At 61.7% G+C, this 24,544-nt stretch carries 19 protein-coding genes and 5 pseudogenes; 1 reads left to right on the top strand and 23 read right to left on the bottom strand.

Annotated features, from left to right (window positions below; all coding sequences use genetic code 11):
- Positions 1 to 78: 78 nt before the first annotated feature.
- From JCM21793_RS00575 to JCM21793_RS00475, 23 genes and pseudogenes are all read right to left on the bottom strand, one after another.
- Positions 79 to 555, bottom strand: a complete 477-nt coding sequence (locus JCM21793_RS00575) for a hypothetical protein (protein ID WP_007010787.1) — start codon at positions 553 to 555, stop codon at positions 79 to 81.
- 2 nt (positions 556 to 557) lie between these two features.
- On the bottom strand, positions 558 to 1,382 hold the full coding sequence (locus JCM21793_RS00570; RefSeq protein ID WP_007010788.1) for a DUF3100 domain-containing protein: 825 nt from the start codon (positions 1,380 to 1,382) through the stop codon (positions 558 to 560).
- An 86-nt stretch (positions 1,383 to 1,468) separates the two neighbouring features.
- On the bottom strand, positions 1,469 to 3,013 hold the full coding sequence (locus JCM21793_RS00565; protein ID WP_025029127.1) for an aldehyde dehydrogenase family protein: 1,545 nt from the start codon (positions 3,011 to 3,013) through the stop codon (positions 1,469 to 1,471).
- On the bottom strand, positions 3,006 to 3,893 hold the full coding sequence (locus JCM21793_RS00560; RefSeq protein WP_025029126.1) for an NAD(P)-dependent oxidoreductase: 888 nt from the start codon (positions 3,891 to 3,893) through the stop codon (positions 3,006 to 3,008). Before JCM21793_RS00560 ends, JCM21793_RS00565 begins: the two co-directional genes overlap by 8 nt.
- Positions 3,894 to 4,000: 107 nt before the next feature.
- Complete coding sequence (locus tag JCM21793_RS00555; protein ID WP_025029125.1) at positions 4,001 to 4,909, bottom strand: LysR family transcriptional regulator; 909 nt, start codon at positions 4,907 to 4,909, stop codon at positions 4,001 to 4,003.
- Positions 4,909 to 6,048 carry a M20 aminoacylase family protein gene (locus JCM21793_RS00550; protein WP_025029124.1) on the bottom strand — a complete coding sequence of 380 codons (1,140 nt, stop codon included), beginning with the start codon at positions 6,046 to 6,048 and terminating at the stop codon, positions 4,909 to 4,911. The genes JCM21793_RS00555 and JCM21793_RS00550 overlap by 1 nt, the downstream gene beginning before the upstream one ends.
- Positions 6,049 to 6,147: 99 nt before the next feature.
- Positions 6,148 to 6,798 carry an amidohydrolase family protein gene (locus JCM21793_RS31125; protein WP_306306717.1) on the bottom strand — a complete coding sequence of 217 codons (651 nt, stop codon included), beginning with the start codon at positions 6,796 to 6,798 and terminating at the stop codon, positions 6,148 to 6,150.
- On the bottom strand, positions 6,773 to 7,615 hold the full coding sequence (locus tag JCM21793_RS31120; protein WP_306306716.1) for an N-acyl-D-amino-acid deacylase family protein: 843 nt from the start codon (positions 7,613 to 7,615) through the stop codon (positions 6,773 to 6,775). Before JCM21793_RS31120 ends, JCM21793_RS31125 begins: the two co-directional genes overlap by 26 nt.
- A gap of 11 nt (positions 7,616 to 7,626) precedes the next feature.
- Positions 7,627 to 9,282 carry an ABC transporter ATP-binding protein gene (locus JCM21793_RS00540; protein ID WP_025029123.1) on the bottom strand — a complete coding sequence of 552 codons (1,656 nt, stop codon included), beginning with the start codon at positions 9,280 to 9,282 and terminating at the stop codon, positions 7,627 to 7,629.
- Positions 9,279 to 10,190: an ABC transporter permease gene (locus JCM21793_RS00535; protein ID WP_025029122.1), complete on the bottom strand. Its 912-nt coding sequence runs from the start codon at positions 10,188 to 10,190 to the stop codon at positions 9,279 to 9,281. Before JCM21793_RS00535 ends, JCM21793_RS00540 begins: the two co-directional genes overlap by 4 nt.
- An 8-nt stretch (positions 10,191 to 10,198) precedes the next feature.
- A complete protein-coding gene (locus JCM21793_RS00530; protein ID WP_025029121.1) occupies positions 10,199 to 11,140 on the bottom strand; it encodes an ABC transporter permease in 942 nt (313 codons plus the stop codon).
- 7 nt (positions 11,141 to 11,147) lie between these two features.
- The gene (locus tag JCM21793_RS00525; protein WP_025029120.1) at positions 11,148 to 12,746 is read right to left on the bottom strand and encodes an ABC transporter substrate-binding protein; all 1,599 of its coding nucleotides are present in this window, start codon (positions 12,744 to 12,746) and stop codon (positions 11,148 to 11,150) included.
- A 70-nt stretch (positions 12,747 to 12,816) separates the two neighbouring features.
- Positions 12,817 to 13,800: an FAD-dependent oxidoreductase gene (locus tag JCM21793_RS29875; protein WP_244439594.1), complete on the bottom strand. Its 984-nt coding sequence runs from the start codon at positions 13,798 to 13,800 to the stop codon at positions 12,817 to 12,819.
- 172 nt (positions 13,801 to 13,972) lie between these two features.
- Positions 13,973 to 14,026 (bottom strand): annotated as a pseudogene (locus tag JCM21793_RS31365) (hypothetical protein); the annotation flags it as partial.
- A gap of 50 nt (positions 14,027 to 14,076) precedes the next feature.
- Positions 14,077 to 15,741, bottom strand: a complete 1,665-nt coding sequence (locus tag JCM21793_RS00515) for a thiamine pyrophosphate-dependent enzyme (protein WP_025029119.1) — start codon at positions 15,739 to 15,741, stop codon at positions 14,077 to 14,079.
- A gap of 93 nt (positions 15,742 to 15,834) precedes the next feature.
- Entirely contained in the window at positions 15,835 to 16,401 is a 567-nt protein-coding gene (locus JCM21793_RS23350) for a TetR/AcrR family transcriptional regulator (protein ID WP_202901380.1), read from the bottom strand.
- Positions 16,388 to 17,326 carry a DUF6963 family protein gene (locus JCM21793_RS00505; protein WP_025029118.1) on the bottom strand — a complete coding sequence of 313 codons (939 nt, stop codon included), beginning with the start codon at positions 17,324 to 17,326 and terminating at the stop codon, positions 16,388 to 16,390. The genes JCM21793_RS23350 and JCM21793_RS00505 overlap by 14 nt, the downstream gene beginning before the upstream one ends.
- Before the next feature lie 274 nt (positions 17,327 to 17,600).
- Positions 17,601 to 18,238 (bottom strand): annotated as a pseudogene (locus tag JCM21793_RS23345) (2-dehydro-3-deoxy-6-phosphogalactonate aldolase).
- Positions 18,239 to 18,240: 2 nt separating this feature from the next.
- Positions 18,241 to 19,159: pseudogene (locus tag JCM21793_RS23340) on the bottom strand (2-dehydro-3-deoxygalactonokinase).
- Between the two features lie 10 nt (positions 19,160 to 19,169).
- A pseudogene (locus tag JCM21793_RS23335) lies at positions 19,170 to 19,957 on the bottom strand (SDR family oxidoreductase).
- An 84-nt stretch (positions 19,958 to 20,041) separates the two neighbouring features.
- Positions 20,042 to 20,991: pseudogene (gene araH, locus JCM21793_RS23330) on the bottom strand (L-arabinose ABC transporter permease AraH).
- Positions 20,992 to 21,002: 11 nt separating this feature from the next.
- Positions 21,003 to 22,514 carry an L-arabinose ABC transporter ATP-binding protein AraG gene (gene araG / locus JCM21793_RS00480; RefSeq protein ID WP_025029117.1) on the bottom strand — a complete coding sequence of 504 codons (1,512 nt, stop codon included), beginning with the start codon at positions 22,512 to 22,514 and terminating at the stop codon, positions 21,003 to 21,005.
- Between the two features lie 105 nt (positions 22,515 to 22,619).
- Positions 22,620 to 23,603: an arabinose ABC transporter substrate-binding protein gene (locus tag JCM21793_RS00475; protein WP_007008675.1), complete on the bottom strand. Its 984-nt coding sequence runs from the start codon at positions 23,601 to 23,603 to the stop codon at positions 22,620 to 22,622.
- A gap of 214 nt (positions 23,604 to 23,817) precedes the next feature.
- Between JCM21793_RS00475 and JCM21793_RS00470 the strand changes: the two genes are divergently transcribed.
- Positions 23,818 to 24,540: a FadR/GntR family transcriptional regulator gene (locus JCM21793_RS00470; protein ID WP_036539206.1), complete on the top strand. Its 723-nt coding sequence runs from the start codon at positions 23,818 to 23,820 to the stop codon at positions 24,538 to 24,540.
- Positions 24,541 to 24,544: the final 4 nt, after the last annotated feature.

The following is a 24,544-nucleotide window of genomic DNA, read 5'->3' as shown; positions in this document are numbered from 1 at the left end:
AAAGTCAGCTCGGGGCCCTGCCCCGCAACTGAATTGACGTTCTGCGGCTGCCACCCATGGCAGCAGCCGCAGACGCGGTCAAAGGAACAGGTCTGCTATGATTGCCGACCCGAGATAAGTGCCTGTCATCACGAACACGGCCACGATGAAGAGCTTCCAGCCGGAAGATCTGGCGATCGAAATCTCGCGGCGTGTGATCGCGATACCCGCATATGCAAGGCATGGCGTTGCGAGCGTCAGGAAGTTGACGTGGCTCACCTTGTCCAGAACCCAGGCACTGCCCGGCGTCCATGGCAGGGTAACAAGAATGCCAACCAGCGAGATCCAGGCGACCGACGGCAGGCCGACCGGCACGACATGGGTCAGCACGAGACCGACCAATGCGATCACGTAAAGGACAGCCAGACCGACCAGCCCCTGCATGACGGTTGCGTCGGTGGCGACGGTGTTGCCCACCAGCGCGATAAGGGAAACGGCGGCAAGAAGCACCGCGTGCTGCGCCAGATCGGGCTTCGTTTCCGCTTCGTAGTCCACGGGAAGTTCAGCAGTGCTCATGATCACTCTCCGGCGTTGCTGGCTACGGGCTCTTTTCGGCCCAGAAGGTCATACAGTTTTTCGGTCACCGGCAGGGCGACGAAGATGCACAGGTAAAGTCCGGTCGCATAGGTGAGCACGTTGCTGGCCCCGGCCAGTGCGAGGATCTGTTCTTCCATGGCCGGGACAGCATGAGACAATGCACCCGAACAGGCCGCCATCATCGAACCCGATCCGATGCCACACGCCATGGCCAGCGCCTCGATGCTGAACCAGCCCGACGTCGCTAGAAGCGAGGCGAGAATGGCAAAGATAAAGGTCCCGAACAGCGTGCCGATGACATAGACGCCCATGACCCCTGCGCCTTCGGCGGATTTCAGCCCGTACTTGTCGGCAATGATGGCAATATTCGGCTCACGTGCGACGGAGAACGTGGCGCCCACCGCCTCACGCCCCATGCCGAGAAGCAGAACGGCAACCGGGAAAGCAAGCAGAATGGTGCCCAGATTGCCAAGTTCCTGCAGGATCAGCGCCGGGCCCGCGGCGATGATCTTTTCCATCGACGGACCGATAATCGTGCCGAACTTGGCGATGAACGGCATGATCGCGATCACGATCAGCGGTGACGCTGCACGAACCTCGCGCTGCCCCATCCAGCCTTCGACTTTGCGTATGACATTGGGATTGAGAACCAGTCCCATCACAAAGGCGTAGAGCAACGGCAGAAGCAGGATCGACCCGATGCCGATCGGCACGGCGACCACGCCAATGGCCTCCGCGATGATGGTGATGACCAGCACACTCAGATGAAGGCGCCAGTCCAGCAGTATGTCTTTCGTCTTCTCCATAGAGATCCCCTCTCGTAAGCCCGTCCCATTCTTAACGCGGGCCGGGATGGAACAAAGGGCGGCCCTTGAGGGACCGCCCATGCGGTTCAGCCCGGTGCGTAACCGAAGCCGATCGTTGGATCGGCTGCGGTTTCGACCCAGACCGATTTTGTTGTCGTGTAGGCGGCGAGCGCTTCCCGGCCGGAAGAGCGCCCGTAGCCCGACTGGCCAAAGCCGCCGAAGGGCGACATAACGTTGATGGTCTTGTAGCTGTTGATCCAGAATGTGCCAGCGCGAACTTTCGCCGCAACCCGGTGCGCACGCCCTACATCCCGCGTCCAGACCGCGCCTGCGAGCCCGTAGGGTGTGTCGTTGGCAAGCGCGACCGCCTCTTCTTCGTCTTCGAAGGAGAGAACCGACAGAACAGGACCGAACACTTCCTCGCAGGCGATCTCCATCTCGCGCGACACGCGATCGAGAATTGTCGGGGCGTAGAAGAAACCGCCGGTTTCCCCTAGGGCATCTGGCTTGCCCCCGCCGGTCGCCAGATGCGCACCTTCTGAAACGGCGGTGCGCACCATCGTGTCCACCTTGTCCCACTGGCGCGCATTGTTGACCGGGCCAACCTGCGTGGCCGGATCGAGCGGCATACCGACGGGAATGCGCGCGCTGGCCTGTGCCAGTTTCTCGACCATCTCGGCATGCACGCTGCGATGCACGAGGAGGCGCGATCCCGCCACACAGCTCTGACCGCACGCGGCGAAGATCGCCGCCTGCGCGCCGATCACCGCACGGTCGACATCCGCATCGGCGAACACGATATTGGCGGACTTGCCGCCCAGTTCCAGGATCGACGGGATGAGACGCCGGGCCGCAGCCGCGGCAATCGCCGCGCCACCCGTGGCCGAGCCGACGAAGACGACCAGTCCCGTGGCAGGGTGTCCGATCATTTTCTGGCCGGCAGTCGGTCCCTGCCCGGCAATCACATTGACGAGCCCCTTCGGCACACCTGCCCTGACGCACAGGGCGGCAATGACGAGCGAGCTCAGCGGTGTCAGCTCAGACGGCTTCAGCATCACGGCATTGCCCGCACAGATCGCCGGTGCAACCTGCCAGCAGCAGGTAAAGAGTGGCGCATTCCAGGGTGTGATCTGCGTCACGACGCCAATGGGCTCATGGCGGGTGTAGTTCAGATGGCTCGACGGCACCGGGATGACATCGCCGGTGATCTTGTCGCACCAGCCGGCATAATATTCGAACATCTCGGCCATGCGCGCCGGCTCGCCAGCAGCATCACGGATCGGGCGGCCGGCAGAGATCGCCTCGAGACGCGAGAGTGGCTCCGCATGGGAACGAATCTGGCGTGCAATCTCGAACATGATGCGCCCGCGCTCGGAGGCCGTATTGCCCCGCCATTCGCGCTGAGCGGCAACGGCTGCTTCGGCCGCGGCATTCACGACCGCCGCACCGGCATCCGGGAACTCGGCGAAAATCTTGCCGGTAGCAGGGTCGGTCAGCGCAAGGGTTTCGCCATCGCCCCGCATCAGCCGTCCTGCCACATGGTTCTGCACGTCGACACTGCCCAGAAGCTCGGTCAGCAGCCGTGCGACTTCGGCGCGCGTGTCGGTTGCGGGGATCATGTCGTCAGCCATTCGTCTTCTCTTTCGTCACGGCCTCAACACGGCCGAGCAGCATGAAATCCTGATTGTCGGAAACGCCTGAATTCTCCTCGGACCAGAGGCTCGCCACCAGCTCCGACACCGGCATGGCACACCCGCTTTCCTGTGCCAGTTCAAGCGCCAGCCACACATCCTTGCGCATCAGCCCGGCGGAGAACCCGCTGTCGAAACTGCCGCTCATGACCCAGTTGGGAAAATGAATTTCACTAAGCGCGCTGCGACCCGTGGCACTGTTGATGACGGAAAGCGCGTCTTCCGCCGGCAGGCCCGATGCCTCGGCAAGGCGCAGGCCTTCGGCCGTGGTCAGCATGTGGCAGGCCACCAGCATGTTGTTGACCAGTTTGGCGATGTTGCCGGAACCGCTTGGCCCGACATGGAGCACCCTGGAGGCAAGCGCATCCAGAACCGGTTTCGCCTGCGCGACCCACCGCGCATCGCCGCCCAGCATCACCGACAGAGAACCGCTGGCCGCCCCCTGGGGCCCACCGCTGACAGGCGCATCGAGGAAGCCATGACCAGTATCGGCGAGTTTCGCCGCCAGCTCACGGCTTACCGACGCCTCGGAGGTGGACGTGTCGACAATGATTTTCGGGGTCTTGAAAGCACCGGCAGCCAGTCCGGCCTCGATCGTCGCCTTCACGTGGCTGGCCAGAGGAAGCGAGAGCACAATCACATCGCTTGCTTCGATCACCCCGGCCGACGCCTCATGGGGAACGATGCCTGCTTCCGCGGCTCCTGCCATGGCCTGCGGGGCAAGATCAAACGCTGCCACCGAAAACCCTTTGGCCAGAAGGGAGCGGGCCATACCCATTCCCATCGCTCCAAGACCGATCACACCGACCGACTGCGTCATGATACCTCCCGTCTCACTTACCGTTCATGACACTGCGGTGACAGCGTGTTGTTGTATAGATAGCGATTGAGGCACGTAGCGTTGCCATTTCGGCAACACCGAACGATCTAGTTTTGAAATGCCACCATGTTTGCGGCCAGATAGTCGACCGTCACCGCAGCGGACTGCGGCAGGCGCCGGCGCGCCCGCACCATGAGATGCGCACTGACGTGCCGCAGGCTTTCCTCGTCGAGGTCAATGATTGCGACTTCGCCCCGCTCAGCCTGGATCGAAACGGAGAAGCGCGGAAGGAAACTGCCGCCCATGCCAGCACCGACATAACGGATCAGAGCGGCGATGGACGAAGTTTCGACCTGCGGACGCAGCGCCAGGCCGAGATCACCGGCCGCACGCGCCACCAGAGCCCTGATGCCGTGGCGGACATCGAGAATGGCAAAGGGATGATCAAGCATCTCCGCGAGCCGTACGGACCGGTGTTCGGCGAGCGGGGAGCCGACGGGAACAACACCGCAGAGCGGTTGTCTGGCAAGAGCGACGGAGCGCGTTGCCTCCATGGGAACGGGATTGTAGGCGATACCCAGGTCCGCGTCCCCTTCAATCACCCGGCGCTGAATTTCCTCAGTCCCTGCAATATCGATGCGAAAGCGCAGATGGGGGTGCTTGCTGCCGAGCGGCCCGAGGCCATTCTGCATCAAATCGGCGGCAAACCCTTCGCCCACGGCGATACGCACCACCTGACCGCCCGTGTCCCTGAACTTGCCAAGCTGATCGAGCAGGAACGTCTCCTCATCCTGCCGAACCAGCGCATGCTCACGAACCAGGTGCCCGGCATCCGTCAACGCAATGCCCTGGGCGCTGCGCTCCACCAGGGCAACGCCAAGCCGCGCCTCCGCTTCGACGAGCTTGCGACTGATCGCCGAAGGCGCCATGTTCAGCCGTTCGGCAGCGCGACGGATCGAACCCTCGCGGGCAACGACCAGAAACGCCCGCAGAAAGCGGCTGTCCAGTGCGTCCATCAGCCTGACAGAACCTGCCGCACCAGCCGCACCCAGAATTCGGCACCGGTTGGCAGCACATCGTCATTGAAATCGAAATGCGGTGAATGGAGCCCGGGATTGTCCCCCGCACGCGCCGCGCCCAGCCAGATATAGGCTCCAGGCTTCTCGTTCAGCATGAAGGCAAAATCCTCCGATGCCATGCTCGGTCCTGCCTCGCCAGTATCAAGCCCCATGGCCCCGCCGACACGCCTCGCCAGCGCCGCCTCATCCACGCTGTTGATCGTTGCCGGATAACGACGCTGATAATCGATGCTCGCCCGGCAGCCATGTGCCGCAGCGATGCCCTGGATCACTTCAGAAAGCCGCGCCTCGATTTCATCCCCCGCCTGCGGCTGGAACCAGCGCGCCGTGCCGCGCACCACGGCGCGGTCCGGGCAGACGTTGAAGGCAGACCCGGTGTGGATCTGTGTCACCGAAACCACACCCGGCACCAGTGGCGACAGTCGCCGCGCCGGCAGTTCCTGCAAAGCGGCGGCCATCCGCGCAGCGGCGGCCACCACACCGTCGCTCTGCTCCGGCATCGCAGCATGCCCGCCACGCCCTTCGATCGTGATCTCGAAGATGGCAAATGCTGCCATCATCTCGCCGTCGCGGGCGACAAGCCGGCCGGGTGCGAGCCCCGGCCAGTTGTGAATGCCAAAAATCATATCGCACGGGAACTGACGGAAAAGGCCGTCCTCGATCATCACCCGTGCGCCGCCATCGTTTTCTTCCGCCGGCTGGAAGATCAGCGTCACGTTTCCGCCGGTCACCCCGTCGGTCGCCATCTGGCGCGCTGCCAGAAGCAGCATCGCGGTGTGCCCGTCATGCCCGCATGCGTGCATCATGCCTGGATGGGTCGAAGCGTGGGCAAGCCCCGTTGCTTCCTCAATGGGCAGTGCATCGATATCCGCCCGCAGACCGACCGAACGGTTTCCCTCGCCCAGCCGGGACACAACGCCGGTCTGCGCGAGCCCGGTTTGAACCTGCCAGCCCCAACCCTCCAGCAGGCCGGCAATCAGCTTCGATGTGCGCTCTTCCTGAAACCCCAGTTCGGGATGACGGTGCAGGTCGCGCCGCCACGCAACAGCCTCATCAATATGAGCGCTTTCGAACATTCTCTCACCCTTTCAGCAATGTCGGCAGAAGGCGGCCAACGGCGACGCACCAGAATGGTCGTGAAAGAGGAACCCGGAATTGTCAAGAACGGTATGCGATCAGGCGGTGGCCTCAGCCTTTCGGGATCGTCGCAGCACACGGCCAGGGCGTGCGCCAGTTGATTGCCCCTCCCGCCAGACAATCGTTCCATTGACCAGAACCGCCTCTATGCCTCTGGCAAGCGTCTTGGGGTTTTCAAACGTGGCGCAGTCGATGACGGTGTCCGGGTTGAAAAGGGTGATATCCGCATACGCCCCTTCCCGCACAACGCCACGATCAGCAAAGCCGAATTCAAGCGCGGTGAGACCGGTCATTTTGAACACGGCCGTCTCAAGCGGGAAGAGGCCGATATCGCGGCTGTAATGTCCGAGCACACGCGGGAAAGTCCCCCAGAGGCGCGGATGAGGGTTCTCGTCATGCGGCAGGCCGTCCGACCCGATCATGGTCGGTACGTATTTCAGGATGCGCTGAACATCATCCTCATGCATCCGGAAATAGACAGCACCGGCCGGCTGCAGGCGCTGAACGGCCTCTTCAAAACCGCACCCCATGGCTTCCATCACGTCATCGAGGGTCTGTCCGGCATATTGCGGCAGCGGCCGCGACCAGGTGATCACCGTCTTTGGCGAGTTGCGCGCGTGATCAGCCGTAAGAATGGTCGAGGACGCGGTATAAGGATAGCAATCAAGACAAACGGGCTGCTCCTTCATCTGCTTGTCGATCAGGCCAGGGTTTCGACCGACCGGCATGATTGTTGACGCCCGCGAGCTTGTGGTGCGAAATCAGAAGCTGCACCCCGACCTCGGATGCGATCCGGAAGGATTCTTCAAGCGACTCCATCGTGTGGTCGCCCTCGTCGCGCATGTGTGTTGCGTAGAGCCCGTCATGAGCGGCCATGGGCCGGCAAACCTCAATCACCTCCTCGGTGGTTGCCGCCTGCGCCGGTGGATAGGCCAGCCCTGTCGAAACGCCGATGGCACCTGCCTGCATTGCCTCTTCCACAAGCGCCTGCATCGCCGCAATCTCGGCGGGCGTCGCCGCGCGGTTGAGGTCATCCATGGCAATGGCGCGCAAGGTCGTATGACCGACGAGCATTGCGCTGTTCGTCGCCGCCGGCTGCTCTTCGAGCGCGCTGAGATAGTCAGCGAAAGTCCTGTAGCGATACCAGTCACCGGTCTCATCAAGCAGATCGAGCGGCGGGGTCACCGGCTTGCGCACCGGCTCGGGCATGGGCGCAAGCGAAATGCCGCAGTTGCCGCCCACAACAGTGGTGACGCCCTGACTGACCTTGGCCGTCATATCGCCGGCCGAAAGCAGGATGCGATCGTCATGCGTGTGAGAATCGATGAAGCCGGGAGCAAGGATGAGACCCGTCGCATCAATCTCGGTCTCCCCGCGGGCACCGGCAAGGTTCCCTATGGCAGCGATACGGTCGCCCGAAACGCCGACATCGGCCGCGTAACGCTCGGCGCCCGTTCCGTCGATGACAAGCGCTTTGCGGATCAGAATGTCGAAGCCCTGCGGCATGGTGTTTTCCTTCATAGTGGGAGCGGGCGGAAGTTCTGGAAATCCCAATGGCGACCCGGCGCGGCCTCCAGCAGCAATCGGGTGTAGGGCTGTTTTGGGGACGTCAGCACGTCGGCAGCGGGGCCGAACTCGACGATCTTCCCCTTCTGCATGACCATGATCGTGTCGCAGATCTGCGCGGCCACTCTCAGATCATGGGTGATGAACAGCACACCGACACCGGTCTTGCGGCGAATATCGTCGAGAAGCTCGAGCACCTGAGCCTGAACGGACACATCGAGCGCGGACACTGCTTCATCGGCCACCAGAACATCCGGCTCCAGTGCCAGCGCGCGCGCAATGCAGATGCGCTGGCGCTGACCGCCCGAGAACTGGTGCGGATAGCGTTTCAGGGCATCCGCCGGCAGGCCGACCAGCCCCATCAGTTCGCCCGCACGGCGCAGCGCCTGCGCGCGGGCCACACCGAAATTCGTCAACCCCTCGATAATGGATTCGCCAACGGTCAGGCGAGGATTGAGGGAGCGGAACGGGTCCTGAAAAACCATCTGGATGCGTTTGCGTACAGAAAGCAGCGCCGAGCCTCGAGCAGCGGCAATGTTTTCTCCGCAAACGACAACCTCGCCCTGCGTCGGGTCCTGAAGACGCACAATGCAGCGCGCGACCGTGGATTTTCCGGACCCGGATTCACCGACCACGCCCAGGATCTCCCCCCGGCGCACGGTCAGGTCGACATCCACCGCCGCCGCCACTTCACGCCTGGCACCGAGGAACCTTTTCTGCGCGTAGACCTTGCCCAGCCCTTTGACCGACAGCACGATGTCGCCGTCATGGGCTTCGCGCGCCTCCGGCACGAGGCTTGGAACCGAAGATACCAGCATTCGGGTGTAGTCCTTGTCTGGGGCGGACAATATCTGCTCCCGCGTCCCGACCTCGACGACTTCGCCCCGGTTCATCACCACCACGCGGTCGGCGATGTCGGCTACGACGCCAAAATCATGGGTGATGAAAAGCACAGCCGTGTTGTGCTTTTCCTGAAGTTCGCGGATCAGCAGCAATATCTGCTTCTGGGTGGTGACATCGAGTGCCGTGGTCGGCTCATCCGCGATCAGAAGCCTGGGCTCGAGGATCAGCGCAATGCAGATCACCACCCTTTGCCGCTGCCCTCCGGAGAGCTGATGCGGGTAGGAACTGTAAATGCGTTCCGGCTCCGGCAAATGCACGGCTTCGAGCATCTCCATGACCTTCTCGCGCCGAGCCTTCCTGCCCATGCGTTTGTGGATGCGCAGCACCTCATCGATCTGCTCACCCACGGTCTCGACCGGGTTGAGCGCTGTCATCGGCTCCTGGAAGATCATCGCCATTCTGGTTGCGCGCAGGGCACGCAGGCGTTCCTTATCCGCTTCGAGAACGTTCTCGCCATCGAGTTCGATGCGCCCGCCTGAACAGTGCAGCGCTTCGCGCGAAAGAAGCCCCATGATGGAGAAGGCTGTGACAGATTTGCCCGATCCGGATTCTCCCACCACGCAGACCGTCTCTCCCGGATGCACCGTGAAGCTCACGTCGCTCACCACCTTCGCCGAGGGATTTCCAGCAAGGCTGACGGCAAGATTGCGAACGTCGAGCACTGGCCTCCCGGTTTGCGCCAGATCGTTTTTCTGATTGCTCATGTTCTCTTCGCCATCTTGGGATCGAGCACGTCACGCAGCACATCGCCAAGAATGTTCACGCTCAAAAGCGTGAACGCCAGGATGATGCCGGGATAGAGGACGAGGCTCGGATAAAGCTGAAAATACATACGACCGTCGGCCATCATGTTTCCCCAGGAGGGGATTTCCGTGGGCAGGCCGGCTCCAAGGAAACTAAGGGTTGCTTCCGTCAGAATGGCGGAGGCGAATATGAAGGTCCCCTGCACGATCAGCGGCGCGACCGTGTTCGGCACCATATGGCGGATCAACAGCCGATAGGTCGGCGTCCCGAGCGAGATCGCGGCCTCCACATAGGCTTCGGAGCGCACATTGAGAATGATGCTGCGCACCAGCCGGACCACACGCGGAATCTCCGGCACGGTGATGGCCACGAGCACGGTCACCAGTGACGCACCCGTCAGGGAAACAAGCGCAATGGCAAGCAGAATGCTGGGGATCGCCATGATGCCGTCCATCACCCGCATGATGAAGGTGTCGGCGAAACGGATGTAACCCGCAACCACGCCGATGATCAGGCCGACCACAAGGCTGGCTGCCGCCGCACCCAGACCAACGATCAGCGAAACGCGCGCGCCAAAAAGCAGACGCGAATAGACATCGCGCCCGAAAGCATCATTGCCCAGCCAGTGCTCGGCCGAAACGCCCGCAAAGCGCTGTAGCGGATCGATCGCAATCGGATCCGCCCTGATCAGGAACGGCGCGAAGACGGCCAGAAGCGAGACCACCGTCAGCACGACAAAGGCCAGGAAAACGGGAACGCTTCTGAGGGAAAGAAGCATCTGCGCTGCAAGGGATGACCTGTCACCGCGCGTCGGCGCGCGCGCTGCCGGTTCTGCAAGCAGCTCCCCCTGAATTGTATTGTTGCTCATCGTGATCCTCAGTAGCGGATGCGCGGATCAAAAACGGTGTAGAGAATATCCACCGCCAGGTTGATCAGGACGTAGGTGAACGAAAACAGCAGGATGAGTCCCTGAATGACGGGATAATCCCTGGCCAGCACCGCCTCCACGACGAGTCGCCCGAGCCCGGGAAGATTGAACACGGATTCAGTGACCACCACGCCCGTGATCAAAGACGCAACACCGATGCCGATCACCGTGACGATGGGCACTGCCGCATTGCGCAGGGCATGGCGCAGGAGCACGCTGGTCTCCTTCGCGCCTTTGGCACGGGCGGTGCGGATGAAATCCTCGCCCATCACGTCGATCACGCTGCTGCGGGTCATGCGCGCCACAAGCGCGATATAGATGCCACTCAGGGCGAGCGTTGGCAGGACAAGGCGCTGGAAGAACGGCCACAGACCCTTATCGACGGAACTGTACCCCTGCACGGGAAACCATCCGAGTTTGAGCGCCATGGCATAGATCAGAAGATATCCGATGACGAATGTCGGAATGGAAAACCCGAGCACGGAGAAGGTCATTACCGTGCGATCGAGCAACCCGCCGGGATTGCGCGCGGCGACCACCCCCATCGGGATCGCAACGACGATCGTCAGCAGGATGGTCAGGACCGCGAGTGAAAGCGTCGGTCCGATACGGCCGCCGATCATCTCTAGAACCGGCGTGCCGGAGAGCAGCGACACGCCCAGGTCTCCCTGGGCGAGCTGCTTCATCCATACATAGAGCTGGACCATGATCGGCTGATCCAGCCCCATGCTGCGGCGGATCGCCTCCAGTTGCGCACCGGAGGCGTCGTCACCGGCAAGGATGGCGGCCGGATCGCCAGGCGTCAGGCGAAGCATGGCAAAAACCACGACCGCGACCATGGCCATCACCGGCAGTGTCGCCACTGCCCGTTTGATGACATAGGAAAACATCAAGCTGTTACTCCGCCGCTTTCTGGATGTTCCAGAACAGGGTCACCGGCGCTTCCAGAAATCCGGTCCATTCGCTGTCATAGGCGGCGGGAATGCGGAACTGGCCAAGCGGCCCCACCACGCCCTTGTCGATGGCAAGTTTCTGGATTTTGGCGGCAATGGCCTTTTGCTCTTCCGCATTCGCCGCTCGCGCGTAGTCAAGACGCAGCGCCTCGATCTCCGGCACATCCGGCCAGCCGGCCCATGATTTGCGACCCGCCGTCGACAGCGTGGTGTTGCCGAACGGATCACCGCTGGTTGCCAGAATGCTGTAGGTGGAAAAGGCGTTCCAGCCGCCCTCCTCCGGAGACTTCTGGTTGCCCTGCTGGGTCACCACCGTTTGCCAGTCCATGGTCTTGAGGTCGACATTGAACCCGGCCTTGCGCCAGGCATCGGCCATTACAATGGGCTGTGCCGCCAGCATGGCAATGTCGGTTGGCTGAAGAAGCACGACCGGCGTACCATCGTAATTGGCCTCCTTCAGAAGTTCCTTGGCGCGCTCAATGTCCGCGCTGACGACCCACTCTTCGCCATAAGTGTCTTCATTGGGATTGCCGCAGCCCATGACCGCCGCGCAGGTCTGGAAATATTCCGGGTTCCCCACAAGCATACGCAGGACATCTTCCTGCCCCACCGCCGCCATGGCGGCCTGGCGGACCAGTTCGTTGTCGAAAGGCGGGTGAAGATGATTCATCCGGAAATAGGTCCACGAACCAAGCTTGTCGATGACCTTCACATCGATGCCATCGGCAGCCTCTACCAGAGGCAGAAGGTCGAAGGGAATCTGCTGGATGAAATCGATCTCGTCATTCTGCAGCGCATTGATGGCCGTCATCTGGTCGGGCATCGTCACCCATTCGACCCGGTCGACGTTCACCACCTTGCCCCCGGCGGTCCAGCTCGGCGGCTCATCCCGCGGCACATAATCCCCGTTCTTTTCGTAAACCACACGCACGCCCGGCTGGAACTCCTCTTCGATGAACCGGAACGGACCCGAGCCCACATATTCTGTGATCGGCTGAGAGCCCGGCGTTTCTGCCACACGCTTGGGCATCATGAAAGCAGGGCGGGAGCTAAGCTTGGAGAGGCCCGATAGCAGGAGCGTCGTCGGCTGCGTCAGCTTGATGACGAAGGTTTTGTCGTCGGTCGCGGTGATGTCCTCAACCATTGTCATCAGCGCCAGTCCGGTGGTGTCGACCCCACCCCAGCGCTTGATCGAGGCAATGCAGTCCTCAGACGTCACCGGCGCGCCGTCATGCCATTTGAGACCATCACGCAGTGTGAAAGTGTAGGTCTTCTTGTCGTCGGAAACCGTCCAGCTCGCCATCTGCGACTGCACCTTGAACTCCGAATCGACGCCGAGAAGCGTGTCGTAGATCATGTAGCCATGATCACGCGTGAGAAAAGCAGTGCTCATCACCGGATCCATCACGCGGAGGCCCGACATCATCACGGCCTTCACCGTCTCGGCCTGCGCCCCCGTCGAGGCCGCGACTGGAACAAGCACGGAAGCGGCGCAAAGCAGGGCACGGCTTCCGCGTAGCAAACTCTTGCAAGACAAGATCATCATTATTCCCCTTTGTGGTTGCATTCCAATTCCGCCGCCCGGTTTCGCCGGGCGGATCTCGTCAAACGCGCTAATGGAGCGCGAAAGCATTTCGTTGAACGGCACAGGGCCGGCCGGTCAGGCGATCGGCGAGGAGCCGGGCACTTCCCGCAGCTAGGGTGAAACCGAGCATGCCGTGACCGGCGTTGATCCAGAGATTGCCGCACGGCGTCGCACCGATAAGCGGCGTGCTGTCGGGCCGGGCGGGACGCATCCCCGCCCACACCTTCGGCTGAGCCGCCGGGGCAAGCTCCGGCAACAATGCGTTGACCTGAGATTTGAGAAGATCGATACGCCGCGCGGTCACGCCGGAATCCCGATCCCCGATGTCGACCATGCCCGCAACACGCAGCCGGTTGCCGAGGCGGGCATAGACCACTTTTCTGTGAATGTCGCTGACGCTGCGGGCGGGCGCACGGCTCTTCTCCGTCAGCTCATAGGTCAGGCTGTATCCCTTGAGCGGATGGATCATCGGGTTGAAGCCTGCCGCCAATCCAAGTTTCTGTGCACCGAGCCCGTTTGCGATGACATAGGCGTCCGCAGACAGCGAGGGCCCATCGGTCTCAAGGCCGACGACCTGCTGCCCGCTGAAGCGAAAGCCCCTTACTTCGGTGTTGAAGCGAAAGGTTACATTGTGCGAGGCGGCCGAAAGCTGGCGGTGCATCTGGACACACAGCTTGAGGCAATCGCCTGCGTCTTCCTCGGGCATGAAAATGCCACCGACGATTCCATGACCGCCTGCCTGTAAGGCAGGCTCCATTTCCAGACAGTCGCGCCGGCTCAGAATCCGCTGTCCACCGGTTGTGGCATCGTGCATCTGTAACTGCCGGCAGGCGAGCGCGTAAGCTGCCTGATCCTGATAGACGAGCAGCTTTCCGGTGGAGGAGAAGTCGAAGGCATAGCCTTCGCGCGCAACCATCTCGCGCAGAAGCGCCCTGCTCGAGAGCCCGAGCTCCAGCATGTCGCGGGTCGTGCGGTGAACCGTTTCCCGACGGCACGCTTTGAGGAATGCCAATCCCCAGCGCCACTGTGCAGTCGGCACGCAGCCGGAAATTCAGCGGTGCATCCCTGTCCATCAACCAGGATGGCAATTTGGGCAGGACTGCCGGATCGGCAAGCGGCGCGACAAAACTATAGCTCAACTGGGCGCCATTGGCCCTGCTCGTCTCAAGTCCTGGTTCAGCGTTCCTGTCCACCACCGTCACTGTGTGACCGTCGCGCCTCAGGAAGTAGGCGGTCATCAGGCCAACAATGCCGGCGCCGATCACCACAACGTGTTTGTGCCCTTTGTTCATGCCGCGCTCCCGCGCAACGCCGCGATCGTAGCAGCCGCCGAAATGTGCTCCAGGCTCGTGCGAACGGTGATGACGGCTGCACATCGGGCCTGGACTGCGGCCTTGAGGGCACCCTCGATCTGCGAGACGTTGTCCACCGTGAGGCTCAGCGTTCCGAAAGAGGATGCAAAGACCGGAAAATCCGGGTTCGTCAGGCCGGTCATGCCGACCCGACCGGGGAAATGTTTTTCCTGATGCATGCGAATGGTGCCGTAGGAGCCATTGTCCGACACGATCACAATCGGCTTCGCGCCATAATGCATGGCCGTCGCCAGTTCATTGCCTGTCATCAGAAAGCCGCCGTCTCCGACAAAGCAGACAACCTGCCGCTCCGGATGCCGCAGGCTTGCGGCCACCGCCGCAGGCACGCCATATCCCATGGCGCCGGAGGCGGGTGCCAGCATCGTACGACCGCCACCGAAACGCATCAGGCGCTGGACCCAGCCACCGAAGTTTCCTGAATCGATGGTGATGATTGCGTCATCGGCCAGCAAGCGGTCGGCAGCCGCGACAAAGTCACCGAAAACGACGCCGTCCTCCACATCCCCGGCGCCCCGCCATTCGCGCAGGGACCGGGCAACCGCGTGAAGCGCTGCGCTCCAGTCGGTGTGTTGCGACGCAGGCGCATCGGGCGCCATGGCAAGAAGCTGTTCTAGAAATATCCGGGGCTCCGCCGCCAGCCCCATTGCGAGACCCCGCACATGGCCGACCGCCATGGCATCGGGCCAGACCTGCACCACCTTCTGCGCCGGCAGAGGCGCGGCCGGAAAGGTGTAGCCCTGCGTCGTCACATCACCGAGCCTTGTGCCGACGCCGATGACGAGATCGGCCTTTGCAACGGCTTCGGCAAGCGCAGCCGGAGCGCCATAGGCGAGATGGCCTGCAAACTGCGGATGATCGTTTGGCAGAACGTCGGCATGCCGCACAGCCGTTGACACGGGGATGGCAAACGCTTCCGCCACGGCCTTCAGGGTCGTTTGCGCTGCATCGGATTTGAGCAGCCCTCCAGCGATCAGCAGTGGCCGTTCGGCATCCGCGATCATATCCCGGAGATCGATCATGTCCTGCTGTGAGGCAGCAGAACGGGCAACACGGTTGACCTGCACGGCGGGCGCTTCAACCAGATCTTCCAGCATGTCCTCCGGGAGGGCGACGACCACCGGCCCGGGCGTACCGCTCGATGCGGCGTGGAATGCCGTGGCCACGGTATCGACCAGGCGGGCAGCGTCATTGACTTCGACAACCCATTTCGCGACCGAGCCGAAGACCCTGCCGTAATCCATTTCCTGAAACGCGTTCATCTGTCGATGCGCGCGCTCCACCTGCCCGATGAACAGCACCAGAGGAACGGCATCCTGCTGGGCGGAGTGAACAGCGATCGCCGCGTTCATGGCGCCCGGCCCGCGGCTTACAAAAGCGACGCCTGCACGGCCCGTAAGCCGCGCATCGGCCAGCGCCATGAAGCCTGCACCGCTTTCATGCCTTGTCGTCACGACCGAAACGGCTGGCTGTTCGACAAGAGCGTCAAGCACGCTGAGATAACTCTCGCCAGGCACGCAGAAAACCCGGTCTATGCCGTGCACCCTGAGCGATTCCACCAGAAGGTCGGCAGCACGCTTCATCAATTTACCTATCCTTCCCGGTGTCAGCGGATGGGCGTTTGCCCTCCAGCGTGCGGAGCGATTTTGATTTCAGATCTTCGGGCAAAGACGCTGTCAGGTGTTCGACAGCTTCCAGAGCCGGTCCCAGCCCTCCGGCGTGCGAAGGGGGACACCGAGGAAGTACTCTTCGGTTTTTGCGCGCAGCATCAGATAGAGAATGCCGGCCAGCATGATGCTGACCACGGCGGGCACATCGGCTTCCTCCGTCAGACCGTCGACACGGTCGATGAAGGCGCGTGCGGCGCTTTCGCGTCGATCCGCCAGCTTGGCGCTGACATCGTTTCGCTCAATCAACTCCCAGCGGCGGACCTCGCAAAGCGGCTGATTGTTGGCCAGCGCATCGATCTGCTCGCGCAGCATCGTCAGGATGAGATCAGCCGGCGGGCGTTCGCTCGATTCGTTGCCCTTCACGATGCTTGAGCTCTTGGTCCAGAAATCCTGCTCCTGCATCCAGGTCAGCATGAGACCCGGCATGCCGTCGAAATAGCGATAGATCAGCTCCTTGCTGACACCCGCGCGCTTGGCCACGGAGTTAACTCCGACGCCGGCCATGCCCGTCTCGCAGATCTGCTCCTCCAGCGCCTGAAGGATGGACCGCTCGGTCCGCTCACGCCGTGACATGGCTTCTCCTCATCATCATGCTTCTTTGAACGGGCAAACCGTGAGGATGGGCCAGTCCATCCGCCAGACGGGCAACCAGTTCCGTCTCCGCGAAGCCGACTGGCTGCCCTTCTTGCCAGACCTCGGTGGAAAGGTAGACAGCCGTCCCCAGGCGGCGAGCCGCACACACGCGCGGATCGGCACTCTGCAGCGCGACAATCCGGCCGTTCAGATCAATGTGGACGCGGTCACGCGCGGCAGCCTCGACGGTGACCGGCGCTTCCAGCCGGATGATCGCGTGGCCGGCCGGTATTCCCGTCAGTTCCTGCCAGGCAAGCTCACCGAGAATCTCCGCAAGCGCCTGACACGTCCCGGTGGCCGCGAAAATTGAGTTGTGAAGCAGCGAAAATCCACAGCCCCCCTCTTCGCGGTGCGCCTGTCCGAGATCGCCACGCCGCAACACTCTGCCGGAATTTCCGGTTCCCAACCGTCCATCGATGGTTACGGCGATCAACCCGGCATCAATCTCGGGATCCTGGGCGAGCACCGCGTCAACACTGCCCTGCGGCGCCTCACCACCAGCCAGTTTCTCCAGAACGGCACTGTTGACGGACACGCCATCGGCCGAAACGCTGTTGGGAAGACGATGCCCGGTCACGAGACCGGAGCCGGCCCGCCCCACGAGAAACTGTGTCAAAGGCTCAGGGCGGTCGGGTCCGCTCGAGATCACAGCCGCGCAGGGGGCCCGAAACCATTCCTCGGGAATGTCGAGCGAGGAGATTCCGCCATTCTGTGTGGTTCTGTAAGCAACCGAACCATCGGCCTCGATAACCGCCAGAACGGCAAAGCCGCCAATGGCTCCACGGCCACAGAGCTCCGCCGCTGAAACGGCTGTCTGAATGGCCGCCACTGAGCCTTTGCCATATGCCGCAATTCCGATGGTCAAGACCGAACCTCAGCCGATTTTCAGGAGGTCGACACCTCCCGTTTGCCAAAATGTGAACACCTGGTCACATTTGAAAGCTAGTGCTAAACTCACAGCCTTGTCAATCGATCAAAGCGAATGATGATGTGTTTGATGAACAGAGATCGAGCATGCTGCAACCGGGTCTGCCGGGGCAGTGGTACGCATGACCAGCCGAATGAGAGGGGCCCCACCAGGGGCCCGGTCGGCGCGGATATTATCTGCCGAGATCGACCCGGCAGCCGCTCAATGAAGCTCAGTCTGCGGAGGCGCGATCATAGGCTTCGACGGTCTTGCGAGCCCTGACGCGAACAGCGTCGAGTGCATCACCAGGCCGGTATAGGCCCGTCCCAAGACCGAAGGCGCGCACACCGATCTTGAAATAGTCGCCGAACGAAGCATCGGAAACACCGCCAACAGCGCAGACAAGTGCTTCTTCCGGCAAAATTGCCTTGATGCTGAAATGCCGGAAACACCCAATGCGGAAGCCGGAAAGAATTTTAGCGCCGAGGCACCGCTTTTGTGCGCGAGAAGCGCTTCGCTGGGTGTGAAGACGCCGGGCATGGAGACCATGCCAAGCGCCACGCTGCGCCGGATCACATCGGGATCGGTGTTCGGGCTGACGACCAGTTGGCCGCCGATGTCCGACAGTCGGTCGACATCCTCGACGGTGAGCACGGTGCCGGCGCCAATGAGCGCGCGGTCTCCGGCAATAGCAATGGCCGTTTCGATGGACTGGAACGGGTCGGGCGAGTTCAGCGGCACCTCGATGGAGGTGATGCCCTCGTCGATCAGCATCTCGGTCATGGCCGCGACCTCGGAGGGACGAATGCCACGCAGGATCGCCACCAGGGCCCGTTTATTTCCGGGCCAGAAAATATCTCGTTCTGCCATGACTACTGGCTCCAGATTCGTTTCGCCGAGTTGAAAAGCCCGGCCCGTGAGGCTTCGCCAGCGTCTTTCAACGCGACGCTGAAGCCCTGACGTTCCAGGGCGGTCCGGTATAGCGCATCGACCGGGTGAGACGCGATCAGCGTGACCTCCAGGCCCTCCCCGTAGAGCCCCCGCGCAGCGGATATTTCTCCACCGATCAGAAGACCGGAAAGGTGTGCAGCGCCAACAGCGCGCTCCTCGAACCCCAGCAATTGTGCCGCGCGCACACCGAAGAGACCGGAGAGCGCAGCATGCGCCTGCGCCGTGGCGCGCTCAAGCGCGGACAGGAACGCCGCATCATCCGCCGAAACGGCCCGATCTGCTTCAATCGCGTGCTGAAGGATTCCGTGCTTCGTCAGAAGCGAGAACAGCTCTCCGGTCATGAAGCTGCTGAAATGGGTTACCGTGCCGTTCTCAATCTTCACCCATTTGCTGTGCGTGCCGGGCATGCACACCAGCGCATTGCCATTCTCGCCCACCGCGCCCAGCAATTGCGTCTCTTCGCCACGCATCACGTTCGGCACCTGCGGATCGTTGAGCGAGAGGCCGGGCAGGATGCGCACATCGCCCTCGGCATCCAAAACCCGCGCTGCCTGTGCCGAAAGCGCCATGAGGCTTGCGGGAACCTCCATATAGGGAGCCTCCAGCCAGCCCTGCCTTGCACCCGCCATACCGCAGATCAACACAGGCGTGCCGGCAGGCGCACCCACTTTGGCAAGATGAGCTTCGAGAACCGGCGCAAAGCCCGTGCCCGCGCAGTGCATCATCCCCTCATTGCTGCTGCTGGAGGCGATGACAGTGCTCATCGTCCAGAAGCCAGAGGCGAAAACTGCTCGTGCCCCAGTCAACGGCAGCGCAGAACGAACGGGAAGGGTCAGTCATGAAAATGAACTCAGGCCGGATGCTGCAAAACGCTCAGGCCACCATCAATAACGAGGCAGGCGGCATTCATGAAGGGACATTCGTCGGAAATCATGAAAACCGACGCATGGCGATCTCGCCGGGCGTTGCTATGCGACCGCCCGGATGCATGGCCAGCGTCTCGGCGCGCGCAGCCGCTGGATCGGGAAAACTGTTCCAGTAATCGACGTTTTTCTGTGTCTCCACATAGCCCGGCGCGATGGCGTTCACACGCACCCCCCTGCCCGCATATTCCAGCGCCAGCGCTTTCGTCATGCCCAGAAGCGCGTGCTTGGCCACCGGATAGGGAAACGTATGCGGAATGATCGTGAAACTGTGGGTCGAGGCAATGTTGAGAATGGCGCCACCCCCCTCCTCAATCATGCCGGGAAGCAGCGAACAGCAGCAATGCCATGCCCCCTTCAGATTGATATCGAAGCAGCGCGCCCATTCTTCATCGTCGGTCTCAAGCGGTTCGTGGAAGACGTTGACACCGGCATTGTTGATGAGTGCGTTGGGAACGCCGATGGTCTTCCCGGCCTCGCCGGCAGCATCCCGGATGGCCGCGGCATCCGAGATGTCGGCAACGGCATGGGCGAGCCGCCCGTCGGGAGCACCGAGTTCGCCAACCGTCTGCTCCAGAAGCGACGCGTCCCGGTCCACCAGAAACAGAGAGGCCCCTTCCCGCAGGCAGGCTTCGGCGATGGCCCGGCCTATGCCCTGGGCAGCACCTGTCAAAAAGATGCGCTTGCCGCTCAGCCGCCCCTGTCCGGATGTCATGCGATGCCTCCCCGTATCCAATGCGCTGCCGCCCGTTTCCTGCACGTCCGGCCAGACCTCTTGTTCAAACAGCCCCCCTTTGAATCAACGCCGCCCGATCGCGCTTGACCGCATATTGTCGAGCAGCACTGCGAGCAGGAGGATGAACCCACGCACGACATATTGATAGAAGGCCTGAATGTTCAAAAGGTTCATGACGTTCTCGCTATGCCCATGATCATCACACCGACGATTACGCCGGTCATCGTCGCGCGGCCGCCGGCCAGCGATACGCCGCCCAGAACACAGGCCGATATCACCGAAAGCTCAAGCCCCGTCGCCGCGTTGGGCTGGCCGGATGTGATGCGGGAGGCAAGCAGGATGCCAGCCACCGCGCAGATGAATCCCTGCAGGGTGAAAATCCAGATTCGCATCCAGTCGACATTGACGCCCGCAAGCCGCGAAGCCTCGGGATTGCCGCCCATGGCGAGCGTGTTCTTGCCGAACACCGTGCGGTTCAGGACAAAGCCGAAGACGACGAACAGCGCCGCCAGAACCCAGATCGGTGTCGGCACGCCTAAAAACCTGGACAGGGCGAGCTGATAAAAACCGGGATCGTCGATGCCCACAGCCCGCCCATCCGACGAGATGAGCGCAAGCCCGCGCACAATCTGCATGGTTGCCAGCGTCGTGATCAGCGCGTTGATGCGGAATTTGGCGATGACCACGCCATTGAAAAGCCCGACGAGCGCGCCCGCAGCCAGCGCCGTCAGGATGCCCAGAAAGATGGAGCCGGTCGCATTCGACGCCATAACCGCCACCATGCCGCAAAAAGCGACGTTGGAGCCGACGGACAGGTCGAAATCCCGCGCCGCGAGACAGAACATCATGGTGCAGGCGATCACACCGACGGTAACCACGGACTGCAAAAGACCGAGCATGTTGCGTTCGGTCAGGAAGTTGGGGACCGTCAGCGACACGAGCGCGAAGGCGAGAATGAAGATTACAAGCAGTCCCTGGTCGCCCAGGATGAGCTTTTTGATGGAAGTCGTCATCGTGAAGCCTCTTAACCGACCGACGCGGCGGTCACCTCGTCCGGCAGCGCGGCGGCGAGGATGGATTGTTCGTTGAAGTCAGCCCGCTCGATCTCTGCGCTGATGCGCCCTTCGCACATCACGAGGATACGGTCGCAAATGCCCATGACTTCGGGCAGTTCGCTGGAGATGACGACGATGGCCATCCCCTCCTCCGCGAGTTGATAGAGAATGTCGTAGATTTCGGATTTGGCGCCGACATCGATACCGCGCGTCGGTTCGTCGACGAGCAGAACCCTGACACCCTTTTCCGAGAGCCAGCGGCACAGGATGACCTTCTGTTGATTTCCGCCGGACAGGTTGATGATGTCTTGCTTGCGCGAGGGCGTGCGCACCCTGAGTTTTTTCAGGAAGGTTTCGGCCACCTGCCCTTCCTGGCGCAGATCCAGCACACCGAAGCGTGTCAGATGCCGGCGCGAAGAGATAAGGATGTTCTCTTCGAGCGAACGGCCCTGGATGATGCCGTCGAACTTGCGGTCCTCGGAGCACAGAACGACCCCCTTGCGGATCGCCTCCGCCGGCTGGCCGGAGGCGATCTCCACGCCACCGACACGCACATGGCCGCCGGCGCGCGGATCGGCACCGCTGATCATGCGCAACAGCTCCGAGCGACCTGCCCCGATCAGACCGAAAAAGCCGAGGATTTCACCCCGACGCGCCTCGAAGGAGGCAGGAACAGGCAGCTTTTCGCCATGAACACTGTCCACTTCCAGTTCGACCGCCCCGACGGGACGAGAGCGCCACCCCCAGATGTCGCTGATTTCCCGCCCGACCATTTCGGACACGATCTGATCTCGCGTCACCCCCTTGATCGTCTCATGGTGCGCCGCCAGCCGGCCATCACGCAGCACCGTAAGGCTGTCGCAGAGGCGGAAGACTTCGTCCAGTCGATGTGAGATATAGAGTATGACGCGGCCATCCTCCCTCAACCTGTCGATCAGGGAAAAGAGGATCTCGCTCTCGCGTGAGGAAAGCGAGGAGGTTGGTTCATCCAGTGCGATCACGCGGGCATCGAGCATGACGGCTTTGGCGATTTCCACCATCTGACGTTCGCCGATGGAAAGCTCTGCAACCTTGCGCGTCGGATCGACCGAGATGCCGGCAAGCTCGAGCTTGCGCCGGACATCCTCATACATGGCGCTGAAACCGATCACGCCGCCGGTTGCCGGAAACCGTCCAAGGCAGAGATTTTCTGCAACGGTGAGCCCGGGCACAAGCTGCAGTTCCTGGTGAATGACCACCACGCCCGCATCGAAAGCATCGCGGGTCGACTGATAGTGCTGCGTCTCGCCATCGAGGCGCACCGTGCCCTCATCGGCAGCGGCGTCACCGGAGAGAATGCGGATCAGGGTGGATTTCCCCGCTCCGTTTTCTCCCATCAACCCGTGAACCGCCCCCTTCCGAACCCCGAAGGAGACGTTGGAAAGCGCTTTGACGCCAGGATAACTCTTCGAAATGCCGGAGAATTCGAGATAGGCAGACATAAAGCCGGCTTCCTCCAAAGCATAGCCAGTGTCGGAAACCCGCCCTCACGGGCGGGAAGAAGGGCGCCGGCGCGGCTCACGCGCCGGCGCTACACGAACAGTTGCCTATTCGATGCCAAGGTCCTTGCGCACGTCCTGATAGTTATCGCGCAGGGCCAGAGCGCCGGACGTCAGGATCAGCTTCTCCGGCTCCTTGTCGTCAACGATCCAGTCATACATGTTGAGCGCGGTTTCGTAGCCATGGCGTTTTGGCGAAATGATCACAGTTCCGAAGAAGCCGGTCGGCTCGGGCTTCCTGAATTCGTTGATCGCCGAATCCGCACCGCCGATACCGACACCGATCATGGCGTCCGCTCCGATGCCCACGCCTTCGGCAGCCCGCACCGCGCCAAGAACGGCTTCGTCGTTCAGACCGAAGGCGACCCAGTGCTTGATGTCCGCGTTCTTGTTCAGAACCACGGTCGCCGCGTTGAGAGCGGCTTCGGTGTCCGTGCGCGCCTGCGGCGCATCGAAGATGTTGGCTTCCGGAAAGCCTGCCTCTTTAAGCTTGGCAATAGCACCCTCAACCCGATCAACCGCCGTCGGGAGCTGATCATAGGACACCCGGATCGCACCTACCTCGGTCATGTCCCAGCCACGATTCTCGATTTCGGCGACGATGGCTTCACCCGCCGTTTCGCCGATCTTCACGGCTGAAATACCCATGTGGGGCACATCGGCGAGAGGCTCACCATCGGAACCGACCAGCCTGTCATCGACAGTCATCAGCTTGAGACCATTGGCCGCCGCCTTCGCGACGATGCCCGGCCCAAGCTTCACATCAGGCGTGCAAATGACAAACCCCTGCACGCCCTGAACGCCCAGATTGTCGATGGCGGACATGACTTTTTCGCCATCCTCGGCACCGATCTTGACGAGCGTGAAGCCTTTTTCCGAAGCTGCGATATCGGCGAATTTCCACTCGTCCTGAAACCACGGCTCTTCCGGCTGCTTGACCAGAAATCCGATCTTCACGTCATCGGCCAGCGCCGACCCGGCCAAAAGCGTGCCGGCAATCGCAGCCATCGCTGCAGTTTTCAAAAAGCGCATGAGAACCTCCCTGTTGCTCTGCGACGCCCTCCTGAGAGCGTGGGAAAATTACGTCCAATCATCATATTAGTCAATTGCATTTGTATGATAAATAATGATACTGGTTTGACAACGCACGAAAGACGGCCATGACTGCCGACAAAATCCAAGCTCGGCTTTGTCAAAAGCGGGCGGGCAACAATGCGGAGGCAACCGGACAGTGACCGTTTCGACCATGGAAGTCCCAGCAGGCAGATCAACGAGACCGCGCGTCCGCCTGTCTGTCGCTCAATCCATCGCCCGGGACATCTTTTCTGGAAAATTCGCCGAGGGGACGAACCTGCCGCGTGAAAACGATCTCTGCGAAGAATACGGCGTCAGCCGCACGGTCATTCGCGAAACGCTGAAAATCCTTCAGGCGAAAGGGCTGGTGGTGAGCCGCCCACGCATTGGTACCATCGTGTGCAGACAGGATGAATGGAACATTCTGGACACTCAGGTTCTCGAATGGATAGGCCCCAATCTCGACAGGATGGGACTTGTGGACTGCATTCTGGAAGCGCGCGGTGCCATCGAACCGATGGCCGCTGAGCTGGCGGCCCGACGCGCCACCATGCAGGAGATCGCAGACATTGAAGCGGCGTGGCAGGCGATGGCGGCTGCCGGCAACGATGTCGAGGCCTTCATCGCCGCAGACATCGTGTTTCATGAGCACCTTCTAAAAGCCAGCCACAACCGCATTTTCCAGCAGTTCGGCGCGCTCATGGATCCGGCGCTGAACTTCATGCTCTCCACCTCGGCGCATTCGGCAGAAAACCTCGAAGAATCAATCGGCCAGCACGGCGCGTTGGTCGAGGCGCTGCGCCTGAGGGACGCGGAAGGAGCACGCAAACTCGCCCTCGCCTTGATCGCCAAGGCAAAGCACGATGTGAGCGCGGCCCGGTCCGTCAAGCCATAACGGG

This window comes from Nitratireductor aquibiodomus NL21 = JCM 21793, from assembly GCF_000615975.1.
Taxonomy (GTDB): Bacteria; Pseudomonadota; Alphaproteobacteria; order Rhizobiales; family Rhizobiaceae; genus Nitratireductor; species Nitratireductor aquibiodomus.
Note: the sequence above shows the minus strand (reverse complement) of the source record. Positions and strands in the feature narration are given on the sequence as shown.